This is a genomic window from Thioalkalivibrio sp. AKL10, assembly GCF_000381845.1.
Classification (GTDB): Bacteria; Pseudomonadota; Gammaproteobacteria; order Ectothiorhodospirales; family Ectothiorhodospiraceae; genus Thioalkalivibrio; species Thioalkalivibrio versutus.
In genome coordinates this window covers 721264-738950 of the sequence record NZ_KB907142.1, presented here as the reverse complement: position 1 = coordinate 738950, position 17687 = coordinate 721264, and the positions used below count along the sequence as shown (strand labels likewise).

The window sequence follows — 17687 nt, the reverse complement described above, 5'->3', positions numbered from 1 at the left end:
AACCTGGACCCGACATGGCCGAAGCCCGCGAACTCCTGATCGAACTTGGCACCGAGGAGCTGCCCCCGACCGCCCTAGCGCGCCTGCGCGACGCCCTGGCCGAGGGCCTGACCACCCGCCTGCGCGAGGCCGGGCTGGAGCCGGGCGAGCCCGAGGCCTTCGCCACCCCGCGGCGCCTGGCCGTGTTGTTCCCGAGCGTACCCGCGCGCCAGCCGGACCAGCTGCAGGAGCGCCGCGGCCCGGCGGTGGCCGCGGCCTTCGACGATGCCGGCGAGCCGACCAAGGCCGTGCTGGGCTTTGCCCGATCCTGTGGCGTCGAGGTCGAGCGCCTGGAGCGCGAGACCACCGACAAGGGCGAATACCTGGTGTTTCGCCAGCTGCAGCCGGGGCGCGCCCTCGGCGAACTGCTGCCGGAGATGCTGGAGGCCGCGCTGGACGCCCTGCCCACACCCAAGCGCATGCGCTGGGGCAGCAGCCGTACCGAGTTCGTGCGGCCCGCACACTGGCTGGTCGTACTGCACGGGCCCGAGGTGCTGGAGATGACCGTGCTGGAACAAACAGCGGGTCGGAAGACCCACGGCCACCGCTTCCATCAGCCCGGCGCCCTGGAGCTCAAGCGCGGGAACGACTACGCCGAGCGGCTGCGTCGCCCGGGGTTTGTCGAGCCGTCTTTCGAGGCGCGCCGCGAGCGCATCCTCGAGCAGGTCCACGAGCAGGCGAAGGCCCTGGGCGGGCGCGCGCTGGTGGATGCGGACCTGCTGGACGAGGTGACCGCGCTGGTCGAGTGGCCGGTGGCGCTGACCGGCGGCTTCGACCCGCGCTTCCTGGATGTCCCGCAGGAGGCGCTGATCTCCACCATGCAGGACAACCAGAAATACTTCCCGGTGGTCGACGAGGCCGGCCGCATGCAGCCGCACTTCATCGTGATCAGCAACATCGAATCGCGTGATCCGCATGCGGTGCGCGACGGCAACGAGCGCGTGTTGCGCCCGCGCTTCGCGGATGCCGAGTTCTTCTGGCAGCAGGACCGCAAGAAGCGCCTGGAGGAACGCCTGGAGGCGCTGGACTCGGTCGTGTTCGAGAAGCGCCTGGGTACGCTGCGCGACAAGTCCATGCGGCTGGAGGCCCTGATGCAGCGCCTGGCCGGGCTGATGGGCCTCGACGCGCCCCTCGCTGCTCGCGCCGCACGTCTGGCCAAGTGCGACCTGGTTACCCAGATGGTGTTCGAGTTCACCGAGTTGCAGGGCACCATGGGGCGTTACTACGCCCTGCACGACCGCGAGGACGAGACCGTCGCCGCCGCGATCGAGCAGCACTACTGGCCGCGCCAGTCCGGCTCCGAGCTGCCGGACGCCCCGCTCGCCCAGGCGCTGGCGCTGGCCGATCGTCTCGACACCCTGGTCGGCATCTTCGCCATCGGCAAGCAGCCCAGTGGCACCAAGGACCCGTTCGCCCTGCGCCGCGCCGCGCTGGGGCTGGTGCGCATCCTGGTCGAGCGCGAACTGCCGCTGGCCTTGACCCCCTTGCTGCAGGCCGCCGCCGAACCCATCCGCGAACGCGTGCCGGAGGCCGATCAGGCCGTGGAACCGGTACGCGAGTACATCCTCGAGCGCCTGCGCGGGTACCTGCTGGAACAGGGGCAGGCGCACGAGACTATCGAGGCGGTGGCCGCGGTCGCGCCGGATGCCCCGCTGGATTTCGTGCGCCGCGTGCGCGCGGTCAGCTTGTTCCGCGAGCGCCCGGAGGCCGAGGCCCTGGCCGCCGCGAACAAGCGGATCCACAACCTGCTGCGCAAGGCCGGCGAGGAGGCCGAGGCGGAACTCGATCCGGAGGCCCTGGCGCTGGACGAGGAGCGTCAGCTGTACCAGGGCCTGCAGGCCGTGCGTCCGGGGGTCGAGCAGGCGGTGGCCGACGGTGACTACCTGCATGCGCTCGGCGAACTGGCAGGCCTGCGAGACCGGGTGGACACCTTTTTCGACCAGGTGATGGTGATGGCCGAGGACGCCGCAGAGCGGCGCAACCGCCTGGCCCTGCTGCGTGAACTGCGTCGCGCGTTCGAGACCGTGGCCGACATCGGCCGCCTGGCGACGGGGTAGGGCCGGGCGATGCTGCCCCTGATCCGAGGTCTGCTGTTCCAGCTGGGGCTCGTTGGCTCCATCCTGGTCTTCGGGCTGCTGGTACCCCCGCTGATCTGGCCGTTTTCCCGCCCCGTCCGCTACCGTGTCCTGACCCTGTGGGGCCGGTTCAACGTCTGGTGGCTGCGTGTCAGTTGCGGCATCGATTACCGGGTGCATGGGCGCGAGCACATCGACCCCTCGCGCCCGCATGTGGTGCTGTCCAAGCACCAGTCGGCCTGGGAGACCGTGGCCTTCGTCGCGATCTTTCCCATGCAGACCTGGGTGCTCAAGCGTGAACTCATGCGGATCCCCCTGTTCGGCTGGACGCTGTCCATGCTCGATCCGGTACCGATTGATCGCGAGGGCGGACGCCAGGCCCTGGAGAACCTGGTGGCCGAAGGCAAGCAGCGCCTGGACCAGGGCCGCTGGGTGATCGTGTTCCCCGAGGGCACACGCGTGGCCCCGGGCGAACACGGGCGCTACCGTCAGGGTGGCGCGATGCTCGCAGTGCGCACCGGCTACCCGGTCCTGCCGGTGGCGCTGAACAGCGGGAGCTTCTGGCCGAAAAAGGGCCTGCGGCGCTATCCCGGCACCGTCGAGGTAGTGATCGGGGCGCCGATCGAGACCGCCGGCCGCAAGCCGGTCGAGGTGCTGTCCGAGGCCGAGAGCTGGATCGAGACCACCATGACCGAGATCGAACCTCGCCCTGCCACCCTGTCGACGGAGAAGCCCGATGGCCAGTGAACCCCTGATCAGCGCCCCATTGGTCGAACTGCGTGACCGGACCATCTACCGGATCGGCGATTCGGAACCGGCCGTGTGGCTGATCGATGACCTCGAGCTCGGCGGCATCCTGGTGAACGCGCCGATCTATTCGGAGTCGCTCCTGGAGGCGATCCGGGCCATCAGCAAGCCCGCGTACCTGTTCCTGCCCAGCCGGCATGGGGCGCAGGATCTGGATGCCTGGCGCGCTGCGGGACTGGAGACCCTCACGTTCGAGGCCGAGGCCCCGGCGATCCGCGCAGCGGGCGGCGAGATCGATATCGCCTTCAACCGCAAGCAGCGCCTGTCGCGCACCATCGACTTCCTGCCGATGGCCGGCGTAACCGATGGCACCTGTGCACTGCGCCTGAAGAATCTGCCCGGCGTGGTCTTCTTCGGCCCTGCCCTGGCCCCGGGCGCGGACGGCTGGCCCACGCTGATCCAGAACCCTGAGGATCATTCCTTCGAGGCACGCCTGTTCGGTGCCCTCGGAGTGAAGGATCTGAAGTTTGCCTACGCCTTCTGCGACCGCTTTGATCCCGCCACTACACAGTTCGGCCCGGACGCTGACCAGCACATCCAGGCCCGCATCGAGGCCGTGTTCGACGACTAGGGTTGGGTGCCCGCGGCCTGGCGCGGCTGAGGGGTGTCCCTCGCCGATTGCCGCGGCGCGTTGCGCCTCGCAATGACGAGTCGATACGGGTTCCTGCACTCGATTCGTGTGCGTCAGCTGCGGGTGATCAGGGTCTGGATCACGTGGCCGGCGGCGGTCAGGCCGAAGATCGCGGGCAGGTAGGAGATGGTGCCGTTGACCGAGCGCGGGCGCCCGCCGTCGCCGACCGGCCGGTGCTCCGTGCCCTTGCGCGGCTGCTCGATGGAGAACACCACGGGGTAGTCGAGATGTGCGCCCAGGCGCCGCAGCCGCTTGCGCATCTGCCGCGCGAGCGGGCACACGCGGGTCTCGGTCAGCGGCCCTACGCGCACGGCCGTCGGGTCGATGCGCCCACCTGCGCCCATGCTCGAGATCACGGCCTGCCCGCGGGCCTGGGCGGTCGCGACCAGCGCGGCCTTGCAGACAATGGAGTCGATCGCGTCCAGCACGAAGTCGGCATCCTCGGGGACCAGGTCGCCGATGGTGTCGGGCTGGAGGAAGTCCTGGCGAATGATGACCTCGATGTCGGGATCGATGTCGCGGATGCGGTTCGCCATGATCTCGGTCTTGGGCCGGTCCACGGTGGAGCGCAGCGCGACGAGCTGGCGGTTCAGGTTGGAGGCCCCGACCACGTCGTGATCGGCGAGGGTCATGCGTCCGACCCCGGCCCGCGCGATCGCCTCGGCCGCGTAGCTGCCCACACCGCCCAGTCCGGCGATGAAGACATGCCGATCGCGCAGGCGTGCGGTGACGTCATGCCCCAGCAGCAGATCCGTGCGTTCGGTAAAGGGATTGTGCGGGGCGTCGGCGGGCGAGCTCATGCAGCGGAACCGGTCGGGAGCCGGAGGACCCGGCGTGCGTTTTGTGACGTGATTATAGCCATCTCGGCCGGATCCATGTCTCGCAGGGCCGCGAGCTGGCGGTTGACCTCGGCGGTCATGGCCGGTTCGTTGCGCTCGCCCTGGTGTCCGGCCAGCGGTTGGTCCGGGGCGTCCGTCTCCACCACCAGCGCCTGCAGCGGTGCGTCGCGCACCACGCGGTGCAGTTTCTTTGCGCGCTCGTAGGTCACGGGCCCTCCGATCCCGAGTGCAAAGCCGAGATCCGCCGCCTGCCGAGCCTGCTGCGGACTCCCGATGAAGGCATGCAGGATGCCGCTGATGCCGGGGTACTGGCGCAGGCCCTTCAGGACCTCGTCGAGCGCGCGTCGGCTGTGGATGATCACCGGCAGCTCGCGTTCCCGGGCGATGGCCAGTTGCCGCGTATAGAATCGCCACTGACGGTCCCAGTCGAGCTCCTGGTGGTAGCCGTCCAGTCCGATCTCGCCGACGGCGACGGTCTCCGGGTGCGCGTCCAGCCAGGGCTCCAGCGCGTCGAGGTCGTCATCCGCATGGTCCTGCAGGAAGATTGGGTGCAGACCGTAGGCGACATGCAGACCATCGTAGTGTCGGTGCAGGGCGTCCAGATCCGGCCAGCGGGCACGCGTGACGCCGGGCAGGACCAGCTCCTGCACGCCGGCGGCGCGGGCCCGGTCCAGCACCGCCGGGCGGTCCGGATCGAACGCGTCGAGGTCCAGGTGGACGTGCGTATCGATCAGGTGCAACGGATCCGACCTACGGACAGGGGTAGGTATAGCGGGCGTGGATCGCCTCGATGGCCTCCAGCACGGCGTCGGACAGGGTGATGTCGACGGTGGCGATGTTCTCGCGCAGCTGTTCCATGGTGGTCGCGCCGACCAGGTTGCTGGTCACGAACGGTTGCTGGTTGACGAAGGCCAGTGCCAGCTGGGTTGGGGTCAGCCCATGTTCGGCGGCGAGCCTGGCGTACTCGGCGGTGGCGGCCAGGCCGGATTCGTTGCTGTAGCGCTGGAAGCGCTCGAACAGGGTCAGGCGGGCACCTGCCGGCTTGGCGCCATCCAGGTACTTGCCGGAGAGCATGCCGAAGGCCAGCGGAGAATAGGCCAGGAGGCCGGCGTCCTCGCGGATGGCCATCTCGGCCAGGCCCGCCTCGAAACTGCGGTTGAGCAGGTTGTAGGGGTTCTGGATGGAGACAATGCGCTCGGACAGGCCGCGGTCATGTGCGCGGATCCATTCCATGAAGCCCCACGGGGTCTCGTTGGAGATGCCGATGGTCCGCACCCGGCCGCTGTCGACCATGGCCTTCAGGGCGGCGGCGGTCTCCTCGATCGGCGTGGCGTTATCGTCGGGCTTGTGGCTGTAACCGAGCTGGCCGAAGAAGTTGGTCGCGCGCGCCGGCCAGTGGACCTGGTAGAGGTCCAGATAGTCGGTCTGCAGCCGCTTGAGACTGTCGCTCAGGGCCTGCTCGATGTGCTCGCGGTTCAGCTGGGGGCCGCCGCGCAGGTAGTCGATCATGCCGGGGCCGGCGACCTTGCTGGCCAGCACGACCTGTTCGCGATTCTGGCGCTGCGCCAGCCAGTTGCCAATGTAGGTCTCGGTCAGGCCCTGGGTGTCTTCGCGCGGCGGCACCGGATACATCTCGGCGGCGTCGATGAAGTTCACGCCCTGCCCCAGCGCGTAGTCGAGCTGCTCGTGCGCCTCGGCCTCGGTGTTCTGCTCGCCCCAGGTCATGGTGCCCAGGCCGATCAGGCTGACTTCGATATCGGTACGTCCCAGCTTGCGGTACTGCATGCCTTCTCCCGGGGTGTGGTGGAGTGCGTTTCAGGTGAACAGGGTCAGGACCCCGGTGTAGCCGTACAGGCGGTTGGCGAAGATCTCGCCATTGGCGAAGAAACCGACCAGGGGTACGTCCCCCAGTCCCTTTTGCACGATAGCCAACTCCGCGCCTTCCTGCCCGAACTGGTGGCGTCCGCGCCCGACACAGGAGACGTAGAGCGCCCCGCGAATACCGTTGGGTGCCTGGGCGCGCACCTGTTCCAGCATGCGTTCCAGGTCGTCGCGGGCGGCCTGGCCGTCGCGGCGCACGAACAGGATCTGCGACCCCGGTTCCAGCATCTCGCCGATCGCGAGGACCTCCTGGTCCAGGTCCACCCCGATGATGTTGCGCACGCGATAGTCGCCGGTATCCGAGCCGGCGATGGGAAAGCCGACCAGGATGTAGCCCAGCGCGCGTTCCAGATCGCGCGACAGGACATCGCCGATGATGCCCTTGAATGCCGGCAGCGCCTGCTGCCCGTCCAGACGCACAATGATGTTGCGCCAGGTCTCGGTCAGCTCGTGCTGGCCGGGCAGCGGTGTGCAGCCCTGGCTGTGGCGCGCGGCGATGGCGACATCGTCGCGCAGCGCCAGGCCGGTGATGCCCGAGGCGGAGACCCCGTCGGCGATCTGTACCACGCCGGGCTCGCCGGAGTTGACACCCCCGGTGGCGAACCAGGCGGTCTGCTCGCCGATCTCCGTCAGTATGTCTTCCAGGCCCTCCGTTTGGGGGTCGGCATTCAGGATCAGACGCCCCGGGGTCTGCGGGTCGAGGAAGCCGTCCAGTTCCTGTACCAGATCCTCGAAGCGACGTACCGGATGGTAGATGACCCGAACACTGGATGCCGGGAACTCGCCGATCATCAGGGTCACACCGGGCTTCTCGTAGAGCTCGTCGCGCGGGCCGATGATTGCCATGGCCATGCCGCCGACGAAGTGATCGATCCCGAGGCCTTCGCGCAGGTGTTTCAGCAGGCTGCGGGCGTGGCGGCTCAGGGGGTCGGAGAGATAGATGAAGCCGACGCGTACCTGATCATCGCCACGCACCGGCTGTTCGCCGAGCTCGGCGATCAGGGTGGTGGCCAGGGCCCCGGGCTCGTCGCCGCGGGCGGTGGCGCTGCGAAAGGGTGTGGTCATAAACCGAGATGCTCCAGCATGCTGAGGGCCTCGTTGTCGTCGACCGGCAGGCCGGTGTGCACGTGCAGGCCGCCGTCTTCGGCGAAGACCAGGCGGGCGTGGTGGCGAGTGTCCAGTTCCTCCAGAAACCAGGCGATCTCGGAGGGGTGCACGGCATGCTGCCCGCGCGTCAGGTGGCGCACGAGGATGGCGTCCTCGCGTACGTCCAGAAACAGTGGCTGAGGGAGCTCCAGCGGCAGGATATAGGTCTGCACCAGCCATTCCACCGGGGTGGGGCGCCGCCGCGGCAGCGGTCGGCTGTCCATGCGGAAGTGGCCCCCGCCGCCCGGCTGCTTGATGAGCTCCTCCAGCCAGTCTCCGTTGAAACCCTGGTGCACGATCAGCGAGCGTCCGTCGTAACGGCTGCGAAAGCGCTCCATCTGTTGGGCCGGCCGTGGCCCGAAGAGTCCGATCACGCCAACTCCGTCCTGTTGGTTAAAGCCCGAATCCTAGCGGAATGCCTGGCCTTGAACGAAAAAAGCCCCGCCGGAGCGGGGCTTGGGAACTTCTCTTGGGCTTGCGGATCAGCCGCGACGCGACAGCATCTCGTGGATGATCGGGGCCAGGATGACCTCCATCGCGAAGCTCATCTTGCCGCCCGGGACCACCAGGGTCTTGGGATCGGACATGAAGGAGTCCGGGATCATGTTCTGCAGGTACGGGAAGTCGATGCCGAGCTTCGCCGGATCCTTGAAGCTGATCACCACCATCGACTCGTCCGGGGTCGGCACCGCGCGGGCGATGAACGGGTTGGAGGTGTCCACCGTCGGCACGCGCTGGAAGTTGATGTCGGTGTAGCCGAACTGCGGGGTGATGTAGTTCACGTAGTCCGGCATGCGGCGCAGGATCGTGTCGACGATCGCCTCGGCGGAATAGCCGCGCTCGGCGTTGTCGCGGAAGATCTTCTGGATCCACTCGAGGTTCACGATCGGCACCACGCCGATACCCAGGTCCACGTGCTGCGCGGCGTCCACTTCGCCGTTCACGACCAGGCCGTGCAGGCCTTCGTAGAACATCAGATCGGTGCCCGGCTGGATCTCTTCCCAGGGGGTGAACTCGCCCGGTCCAAGGTTGGTGCCAAGGCGCTCGTTGTGCTCGGCGGCCTCTTCGTCGGAGTGCAGGTAGTAGCGCTTCTCGCCCTGGCCGGTCTCGCCGTAGGTCTTGAACAGCTCCTCGATGCGATCGAACAGGTTGGCTTCGGGGCCGAAGTGCGAGAAGTGATCGTTGCCGTCGGCGGCGGCCTTCTGCATCGCCTCCTTCATTGCCTTGCGGTCATAGCGATGGAAGCTGTCGCCCTCGATCACTACCGGGCTGATCTGCTCGCGACGGAAGATGGACTCGAAGGAGCGCTTGACGGTGGAGGTGCCGGCACCCGAGGAACCGGTCACCGCAATCACGGGATGCTTCTGGGACATGGGATTTCTCCTTGCAAACGGGTTGCTAAAGGTTGCGTTTAACAGACTAGAAAATCAGGTTGAGCATGAACATGGCGACCACGGCGAACAGGATGGTCATGATGCCGCCCGCCTTCATGAAGTCCTTCACCCGATAGCCGCCGGGGCCCATGATCAGGGCGTTCACCTGGTGGGTCGGGATCAGGAAGGAATTCGAGGTGGCGATCGCCACGGTCAGCGCGAACACGCGCGGGTCGGCATCCATGCCCGCGGCCTGCGCGGCGATCGCGAAATTGATCGCCAGCGGCACCAGCAGCACGGTCGCGCCGACGTTGGACATGACCAGCGTGAAGAACGTGGCCAGGGCGAAGATCGTCGCCTGCAGCACCCAGGGCGGTACGGTCCCCAGCATCTCCAGCGTGTTCTGCGCGATCCAGGCGGCGGTTCCGGTGTTCTCCACCGCCATGCCTAGCGGGATCAGTGACGCCAGCAGGAAGACGGTCTTCCAGCTGACGGCGCGATAGGCGTTGTCGAGGCTGATGACGCCGGTCAGGATCATGCCCAGTGCGCCGGTCAGCAGTGCGACCGAGAGCATCAGGTCGGTGAACACGATCAGGCCCACGGTCAGCGCCAGGAAGAACAGCGCATGCGGCACCTTGGACGGTACCAGTTCCTCGCGCGGATAGTCCGACGTGATCACCACGAAATCGCGGTCCTGCTCCAGCCGGGCCAGCGATTCCCAGGTGCAGTGCACCACCAGGATATCGCCCGGTTCCAGGGGGATGTCGCGTAGCCCCTCGCCGTAGGTCTCGTTGCCGCGCTGGATGCGCATCACCGACAGGCCGTAGGTCTGGCGCATCGCCAGTTCGGTGACCGTCTTGCCGGCGAGGTTCGAGCCCGGCGCGATGGCGACCTCGGCGACGCCGGAACGCCCACTGTCCAGGGCGTTGGCGAACACGTCGAGATGGGTGCTGGGACGCTTGCGCGTGCCCTCGCACAGCTTTTCCATGCGTGACGGGCTGGCCAGCACGGCCAGGTGCGAGTTGGCCTGGATCTCGTAGCCGGTCCACGGTGCCATGCGCAGCTCGTCGCGCATGTAGGTGCCGACGATCGCGATCCCGGTCTCGCGCTCAATCTCGGCCACCGTGCGCCCAACCATCGGGTCGTTCTCCGGGACGAACAGCTCATGGATCTCGTAGGACAGGCCGTACACGCGCTGGAAGTAGTCCTGTGCACTTTCGCGCTGGGTGGCCTTGCTCTTGACCGACGGCAGTACGAAGCGGCCCAGCAGCACGAAGTAGACGATGGCGGTGGCCAGCAGGGCCAGGCCGATCGGGGTCACGTCGAACAGCTGGAACGGTTCCATGTCCGACGGCAGCAGGTCGTTCAGCAGGATCAGCGGGCTGGACCCGACCAGAGTGATGGTGCCGCCGACGATCGCGGCGAAGCCCATCGGCATCAGCAGGCGCGACAGCGGGATGTTCAGGCGATTGGAGATGCGGCTCATCACCGGCATGAACAGCGCGGCTGCGCCGATGTTCTGCATGAAGCTGGAGATTACGCCGACGGTTCCGGAGACGGTCGGGATGATGCTTTTTTCGGTGGTGCCACCCACGCGCATGATGAACGCCGCCACCTTGTGCATCACGCCGGTCTTGTCCAGGCCGGCGCCGATAATCATCACCGCGATGATCGAGATCACCGCATTGGAGGCGAAGCCGCTGAACAGCTCTTCCTGGCCGACCAGCATCCCGAGTCCGGGCACCAGCGTCAGCAGGCCGAGCAGGACCATCACCGAGATCGCCGCCAGGTCGACCCGGATGATCTCGGAGACAAACAGGAAGATCGTGAACGCGAGCAGCGCAAGCACCACGATCATCTCGGTGGTCAGCGTAAGGTTTTCCATGTTCCAGTCGTGTCCTGAGGACCCGCGCCGGACGGCGCGTGGCCAGAAGCCGAAAAAGGGGACTCGCGCCGGGCGCAGGCGCCGAGGCGGGTCGGAGGAAACAGGTTCCGCCTTTCCCTTGAAAGCGCGGGATTATTTCATCCCGCGGGCACGGACGCAAAAAATGCGCCGGCGTCGGGTTGGCGGTTCGGTCGGCGCGGCCCCGAGTGCTGGCGTTTGCCGGCATGTCGGTTATGCTTGGGAAAAAGTCCAGGTGGAGACCCCAGCATGTCCGAATCCGATGCCCCGATGTGCCGTTTCGAGACCATCGTCCTGGCGACGGATGGCTCCGAGTTCAGCGAATCCGCCGAGAATGTGGCGCTGGATCTGGCGCAGCGCTGCGGTGCGCGCCTGATCGTCGCACGGATTATCCGCACCGATACCCAGCACGATGCGTTGTCTCCGCCGCGCAGCCACGAGGCGAGCGTTGCCGGCCAGACCGATCTGGACGCATTGGAAAAGCGCGCCCGCGAGGTGGGCATCGATGCCTCCATGATCCTGCGCCACGGGGTCGACCGGCACCAGGAGATCGTTGCCATTGCCGAGGAGTTCAAGGCCGGGCTGATCGTCATCGGCCGACGCGATCGCGGTGACCTCTCGCGCCTGATGGTGGGGGACGCCACGCGCAAGGTCGTGGGGCTCGCACCCTGCAACGTGATGATCGTCCCGCGCGGCGCCCAGGCGCCGCATCGCGGGCTTCTGGTGGGGACCGACGGCTCCGACCTTGGGGATCAGGCCGCGCGTGCCGCAATCGAGCTGGCCGGCTATTGCAAGCTTCCGATCACGATCGTGTCCGTGGCGGTCCCGGGGCAGAACGAGGAGCGGCGTCAGGAGGGTGTTCAGGCCATCCAGCGTCTGCAGGGCGAGGCCCGCGAGAAGGGGCTGGAGGCCGATGCGACCTTCGAGGAGGGGCGCCCCGAGGTTACCCTGCTGGAGGTCGCTGCGCGCGACCATCGCGATCTGGTGGTGGTCGGCAGCCACGGGCGTACCGGGCTCAAGCGCCTCCTGATGGGCAGCGTGTCCGAGCGCGTGATTGGCGGGGCTGACTGCCCGGTCCTGGTGGTCAAGAACGTCTGATCCGACCCGGCATCGCGCCGGGTATCATCAGGCGGGTTCGTCGGTGCGCCGGTAGAGCAGATCGGCGACCTGGTGGCCGCGTTGCTCCCCGCGCCGTTCGAACTTGGTCACCGGGCGCTCCGGCGGCCGGCCGGGAGCCGGGATCAGGCCATCCGGCACGAACCATGGCCGGCATTCCTCCAGCACCACCATCATGTGTTCGGCGTATTCGGCCCAGTCGGTCGCCAGATGCAGCCGCCCGCCCGGCCGGATGCGCGTCGCCAGGTGGCGCACGAAGGCCGGCTGGATCAGGCGCCGCTTGTGGTGGCGCTTCTTGTGCCAAGGGTCGGGGAAGAACACCTGCACGCAGTCCAGGCTGGCGGGCGTCAGGTAGTGCTCCAGCAGTTCCACCGCATCGACGTCGCTGACGCGCACATTGGTCAGGCCGCGCTGCTCCACCTCGCGCAGCAGATGCCCGACCCCCGGCCGGTGCACCTCGGTACCGATGAAGTCGCGTTCCGGTTGGTTTTTCGCCTGCTCGGCCAGGCTCTCGCCGTCCCCGAAGCCGATCTCCAGCGTCACGGGTGCCGTGCGCCCGAAAACGGAAGTCAGGTCCAGCGGTGCCGCGGGTTCCGGTAGCTGCAGGCCAAAGCGCGGTAACAGGTCGTCCAGGGCCCGCTGCTGGCCCGGCGTCAGCCGGCCCTCGCGGCGCACGAAGCTGCGGATGCGGCGGTAGAACGGCTTGTCGTCCGTCTCGGCGTTGGCGTGGTCGCTCATGCTCAGCTGAAGAACAGGCCGGTCTGCGGCGAGGAGGCCGAGGCGTAGCGCCGCGGCGCCATGCGCCCGGCGCGAAAGGCCTGGCGCCCGCCGATGATCGCGTGGCGCATCGCCGAGGCCATCAGCACCGGGTCGTCGGCGGCGGCGATGGCGGTGTTCATCAGCACGCCGTCGCAGCCCAGCTCCATTGCGATCGCGGCGTCCGAGGCGGTGCCGACTCCGGCATCCACCAGCACCGGAACCGAGGCGTTCTCCACGATCTCGCGGATGTTGTAGCGATTCTGGATGCCCAGGCCCGAGCCGATCGGCGCGGCCAGCGGCATGATCGCCAGGCAGCCGATGTCTTCCAGGCGCTTCGCCAGCAGCGGGTCGTCGGTGGTGTAGACCATCACGTCGAAGCCTTCGGCCACCAGCGTCTCGGCGGCCTTCACGGTCTCGAAGACGTCCGGGTACAGGGTCTTCTCGTCACCCAGGACCTCCAGCTTCACCAGGTTGTGGCCGTCGAGCAGCTCGCGTGCCAGGCGGCAGGTGCGGATCGCATCCTCGGCATTGAAGCAGCCGGCGGTATTCGGCAGCAGCGTGTAGCGCTCCGGCGAGATCACGTCCAGCAGGTTGGGTTCGTCCGGGTTCTGGCCGATGTTGGTGCGGCGGATGGCGACGGTCACGATCTCCGCGCCGCTCGCCTCGATGGCGTCGCGGGTCTGGTCGAGATCGCGGTACTTGCCGGTCCCCACCAGCAGGCGGGAGGTGAACTCGCGCGTGCCTACGCGGAACAGGTCGTCGGCGGACGCGGCCGATTCGGTCATGGTCATTCCTTCGTTGAAAAGTGGTCGCAGGCCGGGCGGCTGGGCAATCTAGCCGCCCCCGATTGCCTGCACGATCTCCACGCGATCCCCGGGTTTCAGGGGATGGGCCGCGTGCTCGCTGCGCGGGACCAGCTCTTCGTTCACCTCCACCGCCAGACGGCGGCCGCCAAGGCCGCGTGCCTCGATCAGCGCGGCCAGGGTGGCCTCGCGATCATCGGGGAGTTCAAAGGGTTCGCCGTTCAGCTGAATCTGCATGGTTCTTCGACTGCTCAGTTTACCGTTGAGCCGGAGGCCGACAAGGCCTACAATCGGCGGCGCAAGCGGGTGTAGTTCAATGGTAGAACGGGAGCTTCCCAAGCTCTTAATGTGGGTTCGATTCCCATCACCCGCTCCATTCTATCAGGCTTCCCGGCCTCACCGGTCCCCGGAAAGCGGGATATGGACTTGCTCCAGATCCCTGTTATATCGTCGGAATCATGAACATCGACTCCAACAACCCGGATCTGCTCTCGGTCCACGCCGCGCGCGAAATGCTGCGCGAGCACGCGATCTCCCCGACCGAGCAGCGCGTCGAGATTGCCCGCGTGATGTTTGCCCGCCATCAGCACCTCAGCGCCGAGCAAATCCTCGGGCAGCTAATGCGGCATGCCTCGCGGGTGTCCAAGGCCACGGTGTACAACACCCTGAACCTGTTCGCCGAGAAGGGGTTGGTGCGCGAGGTCGTGATTGATCCGGCCAAGCTGTTCTACGACTCCAACCTGAATCCGCATCACCACCTGTTCCATACCGATACCGGGCAACTGGAAGACGTGGATCCGGCGCGGATCGACATCTCCGATCTGCCCGCCCTGCCGGAAGGCAAGGAACTCGAGGGTGTGGACGTCGTCTTCCGCGTGGGCCGCCGCCGCTCCTGAGCTGGTGATCGGTCGATTGTCCGGGCTCGCCGGATTGTGGTCGGCACCGGCCCTCGCTATCATGTCGCGCTTCGCCGGTGTAGCTCAGTTGGTAGAGCAATCGATTCGTAATCGATAGGTCGGAGGTTCGACTCCTCTCGCCGGCACCATCTTTTTCTGTGGTTTTCCCGCGTCCGCTCAGCCCCGGTTGCCGCTGCGCTGCGGGCGGCTGCCTCCGGGGCGGCCGCCTCCGCCGGAGCGTGGGCCACCGCGGCGATCGTCGCGCGGCTTGCGCGGGCGTGGCTTCGGCTTGACCGCATCCTGGAACAGGCGTGCCGGGTCCACGCTCGCGGTGGGGATGCGCTCGCCCAGGTAGCTCTCGATATCCGGCAGGTAGAAGGCCGAGTCCTCGCAGCCGAAGCTGATCGCGTCACCTTCGGCGCCCGCACGTGCGGTGCGCCCGATACGGTGCACGTAGTCCTCGCCGGACTGCGGCAGATCGAAGTTGAAGACATGCGTGACCGCCGGGATGTGCAGCCCGCGGGCGGCCACGTCGGTCGCCACCAGGTAGGTGTATTCGCCAGCGGCGAAGTGTTCCAGCAGCTGCGAGCGCTTGTTCTGCGGCACGTCGCCGGACAGCAGCGCGGCCTTCTGGTCGTTCACGTTCAGCCAGTCGCAGACATTCTCGGCGCCGTGCTTGGTGTTCACGAACACGATGGCGCGCTCCGGCTTGAGGTCGCGTGCGAGCCCGAGGAGCAGCGGGATCTTTTCGTCGTTGGCCGGGTAGTAAATCACCTGGCGCACGCGGTCGGCAGTCAGGGTCTCGGCCTCGACCTGGACCTTTTCCGGATTGTTCATGTGCTCGTACGCCAGCTCCATCACGCGGAAGGACAGCGTGGCGGAGAACAGCATCGACAGGCGTTCGCTGGCCGGCGCGCAGCCACGCATCAGAAAGCGCACATCCTTGATGAAGCCGAGATCGAACATGCGATCCGCCTCGTCCAGCACCACCACCTCCGTGTGCTTGAGCCCGAAGACCTTCTGCTTGAAGTAGTCGATGATGCGTCCGGGCGTGCCGATCAGGATGTCGGCGCCGGCCTCCAGCTGTTCGCGCTGGCTGTCGTAGCCGGTGCCGCCGTAGGCCAGCGCGAGCTTCAGCCCGGTCTCGGCGCCCAGCGATTCGGCATCCTTGTGGATCTGGATCGCCAGTTCGCGGGTCGGGGCCAGGATCAGGGCGCGCACGTCCGTGGGCCGCCGGTTGGGCGAAGGCTGCTGGCGCAGCAGGCGGTTGAAGGTCGCGATCAGGAAGGCGGCCGTCTTGCCGGTCCCGGTCTGGGCCTGGCCGGCGACGTCGTGGCCGGCCAGCGCGATCGGCAGGGTCTGTGCCTGGATCGGGGTGCAGGTTTCGAAACCGGTGGCGCGGATGCCCGCCTGGACGGGTTCGGGCAGATCGAGCTGGTCGAAGCGGGGTGTGTCCTGCACGGTTTCGGTCATGGGGTTCCTCGGTTCCTGCGTATTACTTGAACTGTCCGGCGTTGATCGTCGATAGTAAGGGCCGTGCAGCCGGCGGTGCGGGCTGCTCCCCCAACCCAAGTCATGAGGGCTCGGAGTGAGCGACAAAATTGTGTACACATCGGACGCCGGTTTCGACGAGGACGTCCTGAAGGCGGATCAGCCGGTCCTGGTGGACTACTGGGCCGAGTGGTGCGGGCCCTGCAAGATGATCGCCCCCATTCTGGACGAAATCGCCGAAGAATACGCCGGCAAGGTCAAGGTCGCCAAGCTGAACATCGACGAGAACCCGTCCACGCCGCCGAAGTACGGCATCCGCGGGATCCCGACGCTGATGCTGTTCAAGAACGGCGATGTCGAGGCCACCAAGGTCGGTGCCCTGTCCAAGTCGCAGCTGACTGCGTTCCTGGATCAGCACCTGTAACACCCGGGCCTGGCGGTTAACCGCCAGGCCTCGCAGGCGCCCGGCTTCACCGGGGTTGCCCCGCGCCGCCGCCTCGCTTACCATCGAACCAGTTCGAGTGGCCGCCAGGCCATTCCCTGCCTCCTTCCAGTCAATCCGAGTGACCACCCCCGGTCGCCGATCATCCACGTTGAACACAGCATCCCACGCATGAATCTGACCGAATTGAAGCGGATGTCCGCTGCCGATCTCGTGGCCTTTGCCGAAGAAAAAGGCATCGAGAACATGTCCCGTGCCCGCAAGCAGGAGATCATCTTCGCCCTGCTCAAGGCTCACGCGAAGAGCGGCGAAGCCATCTTTGGCGACGGTGTCCTCGAGATCCTCTCCGACGGCTTCGGCTTTCTCCGCAGTGCCGACAGCTCCTATCAGGCCGGGCCGGACGACGTCTATGTCTCGCCCAGCCAGATCCGACGCTTCGGACTGCGCACCGGCGACACCATCTCCGGCAAGATCCGCCCGCCCAAGGACAACGAGCGCTACTTCGCGTTGTTGAAGGTCTCGGAGATCAACTTCGAGCCGCCGGAGAACGCCAAGCACAAGGTGCTGTTCGAGAATCTCACCCCGCTGCATGCCAACAAGCGCATGCGCATGGAGCGCGGCAATGGCTCCACCGAGGACATCACCGCGCGGATCATCGACATCGTCTCGCCGTTCGGCAAGGGCCAGCGCGGCCTGATCGTCTCCCCGCCCAAGGCGGGCAAGACGCTGATGCTGCAGAACATTGCCCAGAGCATCGCCGGCAACTACCCCGAGTGCTATCTGATCGTCCTGTTGATCGACGAGCGCCCGGAAGAGGTCACCGAGATGGACCGCATGGTCCAGGGCGAGGTCGTCTCCTCCACCTTCGACGAACCGGCCCAGCGCCACGTGCAGGTCGCCGAGATGGTGATCGAGAAGGCCAAGCGCCTGGTCGAGCACAAGCGCGACGTGGTGATCCTGCTGGATTCCATCACCCGCCTGGCGCGCGCCTACAACACCGTCTCGCCCAGCTCCGGCAAGGTGCTCACCGGTGGTGTGGATGCCAACGCCCTGCATCGCCCGAAGCGCTTCTTCGGTGCCGCGCGCAACGTGGAAGAGGGCGGCAGCCTGACCATCATCGCCACCGCACTGGTCGAGACCGGGTCGAAGATGGACGAGGTGATCTACGAGGAGTTCAAGGGCACCGGCAACATGGAGCTCCAGCTGGAGCGCCGCATCGCGGAGAAGCGCATTTATCCTGCGATCAACGTGAACCGTTCCGGTACCCGCCGCGAGGAGCTGCTGACCGCACCCGAGGAGCTGCAAAAGCTCTGGATCCTGCGCAAGTTCCTGCACGGCATGGACGACATCGAGGCCATGGAATTCCTGCTCGGCCGCATGCAGTCGTCCAAGACCAATTCCGAATTCTTCGACCAGATGAAGCGCAGCTGACAGGGGGCGGGCGCAGCCCGCCCCCTGTCAGCGCGAGCGCCAGCGAAGCGATCGC

The 17687-nt window shown here is 66.9% G+C and carries 18 protein-coding genes and 2 tRNA genes; 9 read left to right on the top strand and 11 right to left on the bottom strand.

Going from position 1 to position 17687, the window contains the following annotated elements:
• Positions 1-14 precede the first annotated feature (14 nt).
• The 3 genes from glyS to G333_RS0103520 are packed head-to-tail and all read left to right on the top strand — an operon-like array spanning position 15 to position 3492.
• Entirely contained in the window at positions 15-2096 is a 2082-nt protein-coding gene (gene glyS, locus G333_RS0103530) for a glycine--tRNA ligase subunit beta (RefSeq protein WP_019563041.1), read from the top strand.
• Positions 2097-2105: 9 nt separating this feature from the next.
• Positions 2106-2861 (top strand): 1-acyl-sn-glycerol-3-phosphate acyltransferase, encoded by a 756-nt coding sequence (locus G333_RS0103525; RefSeq protein ID WP_018144902.1) that lies wholly within the window; start codon positions 2106-2108, stop codon positions 2859-2861.
• Positions 2851-3492 (top strand): hypothetical protein, encoded by a 642-nt coding sequence (locus tag G333_RS0103520; RefSeq protein WP_018951602.1) that lies wholly within the window; start codon positions 2851-2853, stop codon positions 3490-3492. The genes G333_RS0103525 and G333_RS0103520 overlap by 11 nt, the downstream gene beginning before the upstream one ends.
• 113 nt (positions 3493-3605) lie before the next feature.
• On the opposite strand, the gene G333_RS0103515 is transcribed toward G333_RS0103520, so the two are convergent.
• The 7 genes from G333_RS0103515 to G333_RS0103485 all read right to left on the bottom strand — a co-directional run bounded on the left by G333_RS0103515 (position 3606) and on the right by G333_RS0103485 (position 10676).
• On the bottom strand, positions 3606-4352 hold the full coding sequence (locus G333_RS0103515; RefSeq protein WP_018144900.1) for a ThiF family adenylyltransferase: 747 nt from the start codon (positions 4350-4352) through the stop codon (positions 3606-3608).
• Positions 4349-5131 carry a TatD family hydrolase gene (locus tag G333_RS0103510; RefSeq protein WP_018938660.1) on the bottom strand — a complete coding sequence of 261 codons (783 nt, stop codon included), beginning with the start codon at positions 5129-5131 and terminating at the stop codon, positions 4349-4351. Before G333_RS0103510 ends, G333_RS0103515 begins: the two co-directional genes overlap by 4 nt.
• Positions 5132-5141: 10 nt before the next feature.
• On the bottom strand, positions 5142-6176 hold the full coding sequence (locus G333_RS0103505; RefSeq protein ID WP_019563038.1) for an NADP(H)-dependent aldo-keto reductase: 1035 nt from the start codon (positions 6174-6176) through the stop codon (positions 5142-5144).
• 30 nt (positions 6177-6206) lie between these two features.
• On the bottom strand, positions 6207-7337 hold the full coding sequence (locus G333_RS0103500) for an FIST C-terminal domain-containing protein (RefSeq protein ID WP_019627690.1): 1131 nt from the start codon (positions 7335-7337) through the stop codon (positions 6207-6209).
• Positions 7334-7792 (bottom strand): hypothetical protein, encoded by a 459-nt coding sequence (locus G333_RS0103495; protein WP_018144896.1) that lies wholly within the window; start codon positions 7790-7792, stop codon positions 7334-7336. Before G333_RS0103495 ends, G333_RS0103500 begins: the two co-directional genes overlap by 4 nt.
• A 108-nt stretch (positions 7793-7900) precedes the next feature.
• Positions 7901-8791 carry a phosphoribulokinase gene (locus tag G333_RS0103490; RefSeq protein ID WP_019627689.1) on the bottom strand — a complete coding sequence of 297 codons (891 nt, stop codon included), beginning with the start codon at positions 8789-8791 and terminating at the stop codon, positions 7901-7903.
• Positions 8792-8837: 46 nt separating this feature from the next.
• The gene (locus G333_RS0103485; RefSeq protein WP_018144894.1) at positions 8838-10676 is read right to left on the bottom strand and encodes an SLC13 family permease; all 1839 of its coding nucleotides are present in this window, start codon (positions 10674-10676) and stop codon (positions 8838-8840) included.
• Positions 10677-10943: 267 nt separating this feature from the next.
• Between G333_RS0103485 and G333_RS0103480 the strand changes: the two genes are divergently transcribed.
• Entirely contained in the window at positions 10944-11792 is an 849-nt protein-coding gene (locus G333_RS0103480; protein ID WP_018938663.1) for a universal stress protein, read from the top strand.
• Positions 11793-11819: 27 nt separating this feature from the next.
• Here the strand turns inward: G333_RS0103480 and trmB are convergent, their stop codons facing one another.
• Genes trmB through thiS form a run of 3 tightly spaced genes read right to left on the bottom strand, consistent with a single transcriptional unit; the run spans position 11820 to position 13609 of the window.
• Positions 11820-12548, bottom strand: coding sequence for a tRNA (guanosine(46)-N7)-methyltransferase TrmB (trmB, locus tag G333_RS0103475; RefSeq protein WP_019627688.1), 729 nt, complete (start codon positions 12546-12548; stop codon positions 11820-11822).
• Between the two features lie 2 nt (positions 12549-12550).
• Positions 12551-13354, bottom strand: coding sequence for a thiazole synthase (locus G333_RS0103470; RefSeq protein ID WP_018168745.1), 804 nt, complete (start codon positions 13352-13354; stop codon positions 12551-12553).
• 48 nt (positions 13355-13402) lie between these two features.
• Positions 13403-13609 (bottom strand): sulfur carrier protein ThiS, encoded by a 207-nt coding sequence (gene thiS, locus G333_RS0103465; RefSeq protein WP_018175889.1) that lies wholly within the window; start codon positions 13607-13609, stop codon positions 13403-13405.
• Between the two features lie 65 nt (positions 13610-13674).
• Between thiS and G333_RS0103460 the strand changes: the two genes are divergently transcribed.
• From G333_RS0103460 to G333_RS0103450, 3 genes are all read left to right on the top strand, one after another.
• Positions 13675-13748: transfer RNA gene (locus tag G333_RS0103460), tRNA-Gly, on the top strand.
• A gap of 82 nt (positions 13749-13830) precedes the next feature.
• Complete coding sequence (locus G333_RS0103455; protein WP_018144889.1) at positions 13831-14268, top strand: Fur family transcriptional regulator; 438 nt, start codon at positions 13831-13833, stop codon at positions 14266-14268.
• Between the two features lie 73 nt (positions 14269-14341).
• A tRNA-Thr gene (locus tag G333_RS0103450) sits at positions 14342-14417 on the top strand.
• Positions 14418-14445: 28 nt separating this feature from the next.
• Here G333_RS0103450 and G333_RS0103445 read toward each other — a convergent pair.
• Entirely contained in the window at positions 14446-15741 is a 1296-nt protein-coding gene (locus tag G333_RS0103445) for a DEAD/DEAH box helicase (RefSeq protein ID WP_019627687.1), read from the bottom strand.
• 115 nt (positions 15742-15856) lie between these two features.
• Between G333_RS0103445 and trxA the strand changes: the two genes are divergently transcribed.
• Together trxA and rho are read left to right on the top strand one after the other, a co-directional pair.
• Entirely contained in the window at positions 15857-16183 is a 327-nt protein-coding gene (gene trxA, locus G333_RS0103440; RefSeq protein WP_012983830.1) for a thioredoxin TrxA, read from the top strand.
• A 189-nt stretch (positions 16184-16372) separates the two neighbouring features.
• Positions 16373-17632 (top strand): transcription termination factor Rho, encoded by a 1260-nt coding sequence (rho, locus tag G333_RS0103435; RefSeq protein WP_018649579.1) that lies wholly within the window; start codon positions 16373-16375, stop codon positions 17630-17632.
• The last annotated feature ends 55 nt before the right edge of the window (positions 17633-17687 follow it).

What these genes read in the sequence shown, in the direction of transcription:
- glyS (WP_019563041.1), top strand. Translation starts at nt 15, where the DNA reads ATGGCCGAAGCCCGCGAACTCCTGATCGAACTTGGCACCGAGGAGCTG.
- G333_RS0103525 (WP_018144902.1), top strand. Translation starts at nt 2,106, where the DNA reads ATGCTGCCCCTGATCCGAGGTCTGCTGTTCCAGCTGGGGCTCGTTGGC.
- G333_RS0103520 (WP_018951602.1), top strand. Translation starts at nt 2,851, where the DNA reads ATGGCCAGTGAACCCCTGATCAGCGCCCCATTGGTCGAACTGCGTGAC.
- G333_RS0103515 (WP_018144900.1), bottom strand. Translation starts at nt 4,352, where the DNA reads ATGAGCTCGCCCGCCGACGCCCCGCACAATCCCTTTACCGAACGCACG.
- G333_RS0103505 (WP_019563038.1), bottom strand. Translation starts at nt 6,176, where the DNA reads ATGCAGTACCGCAAGCTGGGACGTACCGATATCGAAGTCAGCCTGATC.
- G333_RS0103500 (WP_019627690.1), bottom strand. Translation starts at nt 7,337, where the DNA reads ATGACCACACCCTTTCGCAGCGCCACCGCCCGCGGCGACGAGCCCGGG.
- G333_RS0103490 (WP_019627689.1), bottom strand. Translation starts at nt 8,791, where the DNA reads ATGTCCCAGAAGCATCCCGTGATTGCGGTGACCGGTTCCTCGGGTGCC.
- G333_RS0103485 (WP_018144894.1), bottom strand. Translation starts at nt 10,676, where the DNA reads ATGGAAAACCTTACGCTGACCACCGAGATGATCGTGGTGCTTGCGCTG.
- G333_RS0103480 (WP_018938663.1), top strand. Translation starts at nt 10,944, where the DNA reads ATGTCCGAATCCGATGCCCCGATGTGCCGTTTCGAGACCATCGTCCTG.
- trmB (WP_019627688.1), bottom strand. Translation starts at nt 12,548, where the DNA reads ATGAGCGACCACGCCAACGCCGAGACGGACGACAAGCCGTTCTACCGC.
- G333_RS0103470 (WP_018168745.1), bottom strand. Translation starts at nt 13,354, where the DNA reads ATGACCGAATCGGCCGCGTCCGCCGACGACCTGTTCCGCGTAGGCACG.
- thiS (WP_018175889.1), bottom strand. Translation starts at nt 13,609, where the DNA reads ATGCAGATTCAGCTGAACGGCGAACCCTTTGAACTCCCCGATGATCGC.
- G333_RS0103455 (WP_018144889.1), top strand. Translation starts at nt 13,831, where the DNA reads ATGAACATCGACTCCAACAACCCGGATCTGCTCTCGGTCCACGCCGCG.
- G333_RS0103445 (WP_019627687.1), bottom strand. Translation starts at nt 15,741, where the DNA reads ATGACCGAAACCGTGCAGGACACACCCCGCTTCGACCAGCTCGATCTG.
- rho (WP_018649579.1), top strand. Translation starts at nt 16,373, where the DNA reads ATGAATCTGACCGAATTGAAGCGGATGTCCGCTGCCGATCTCGTGGCC.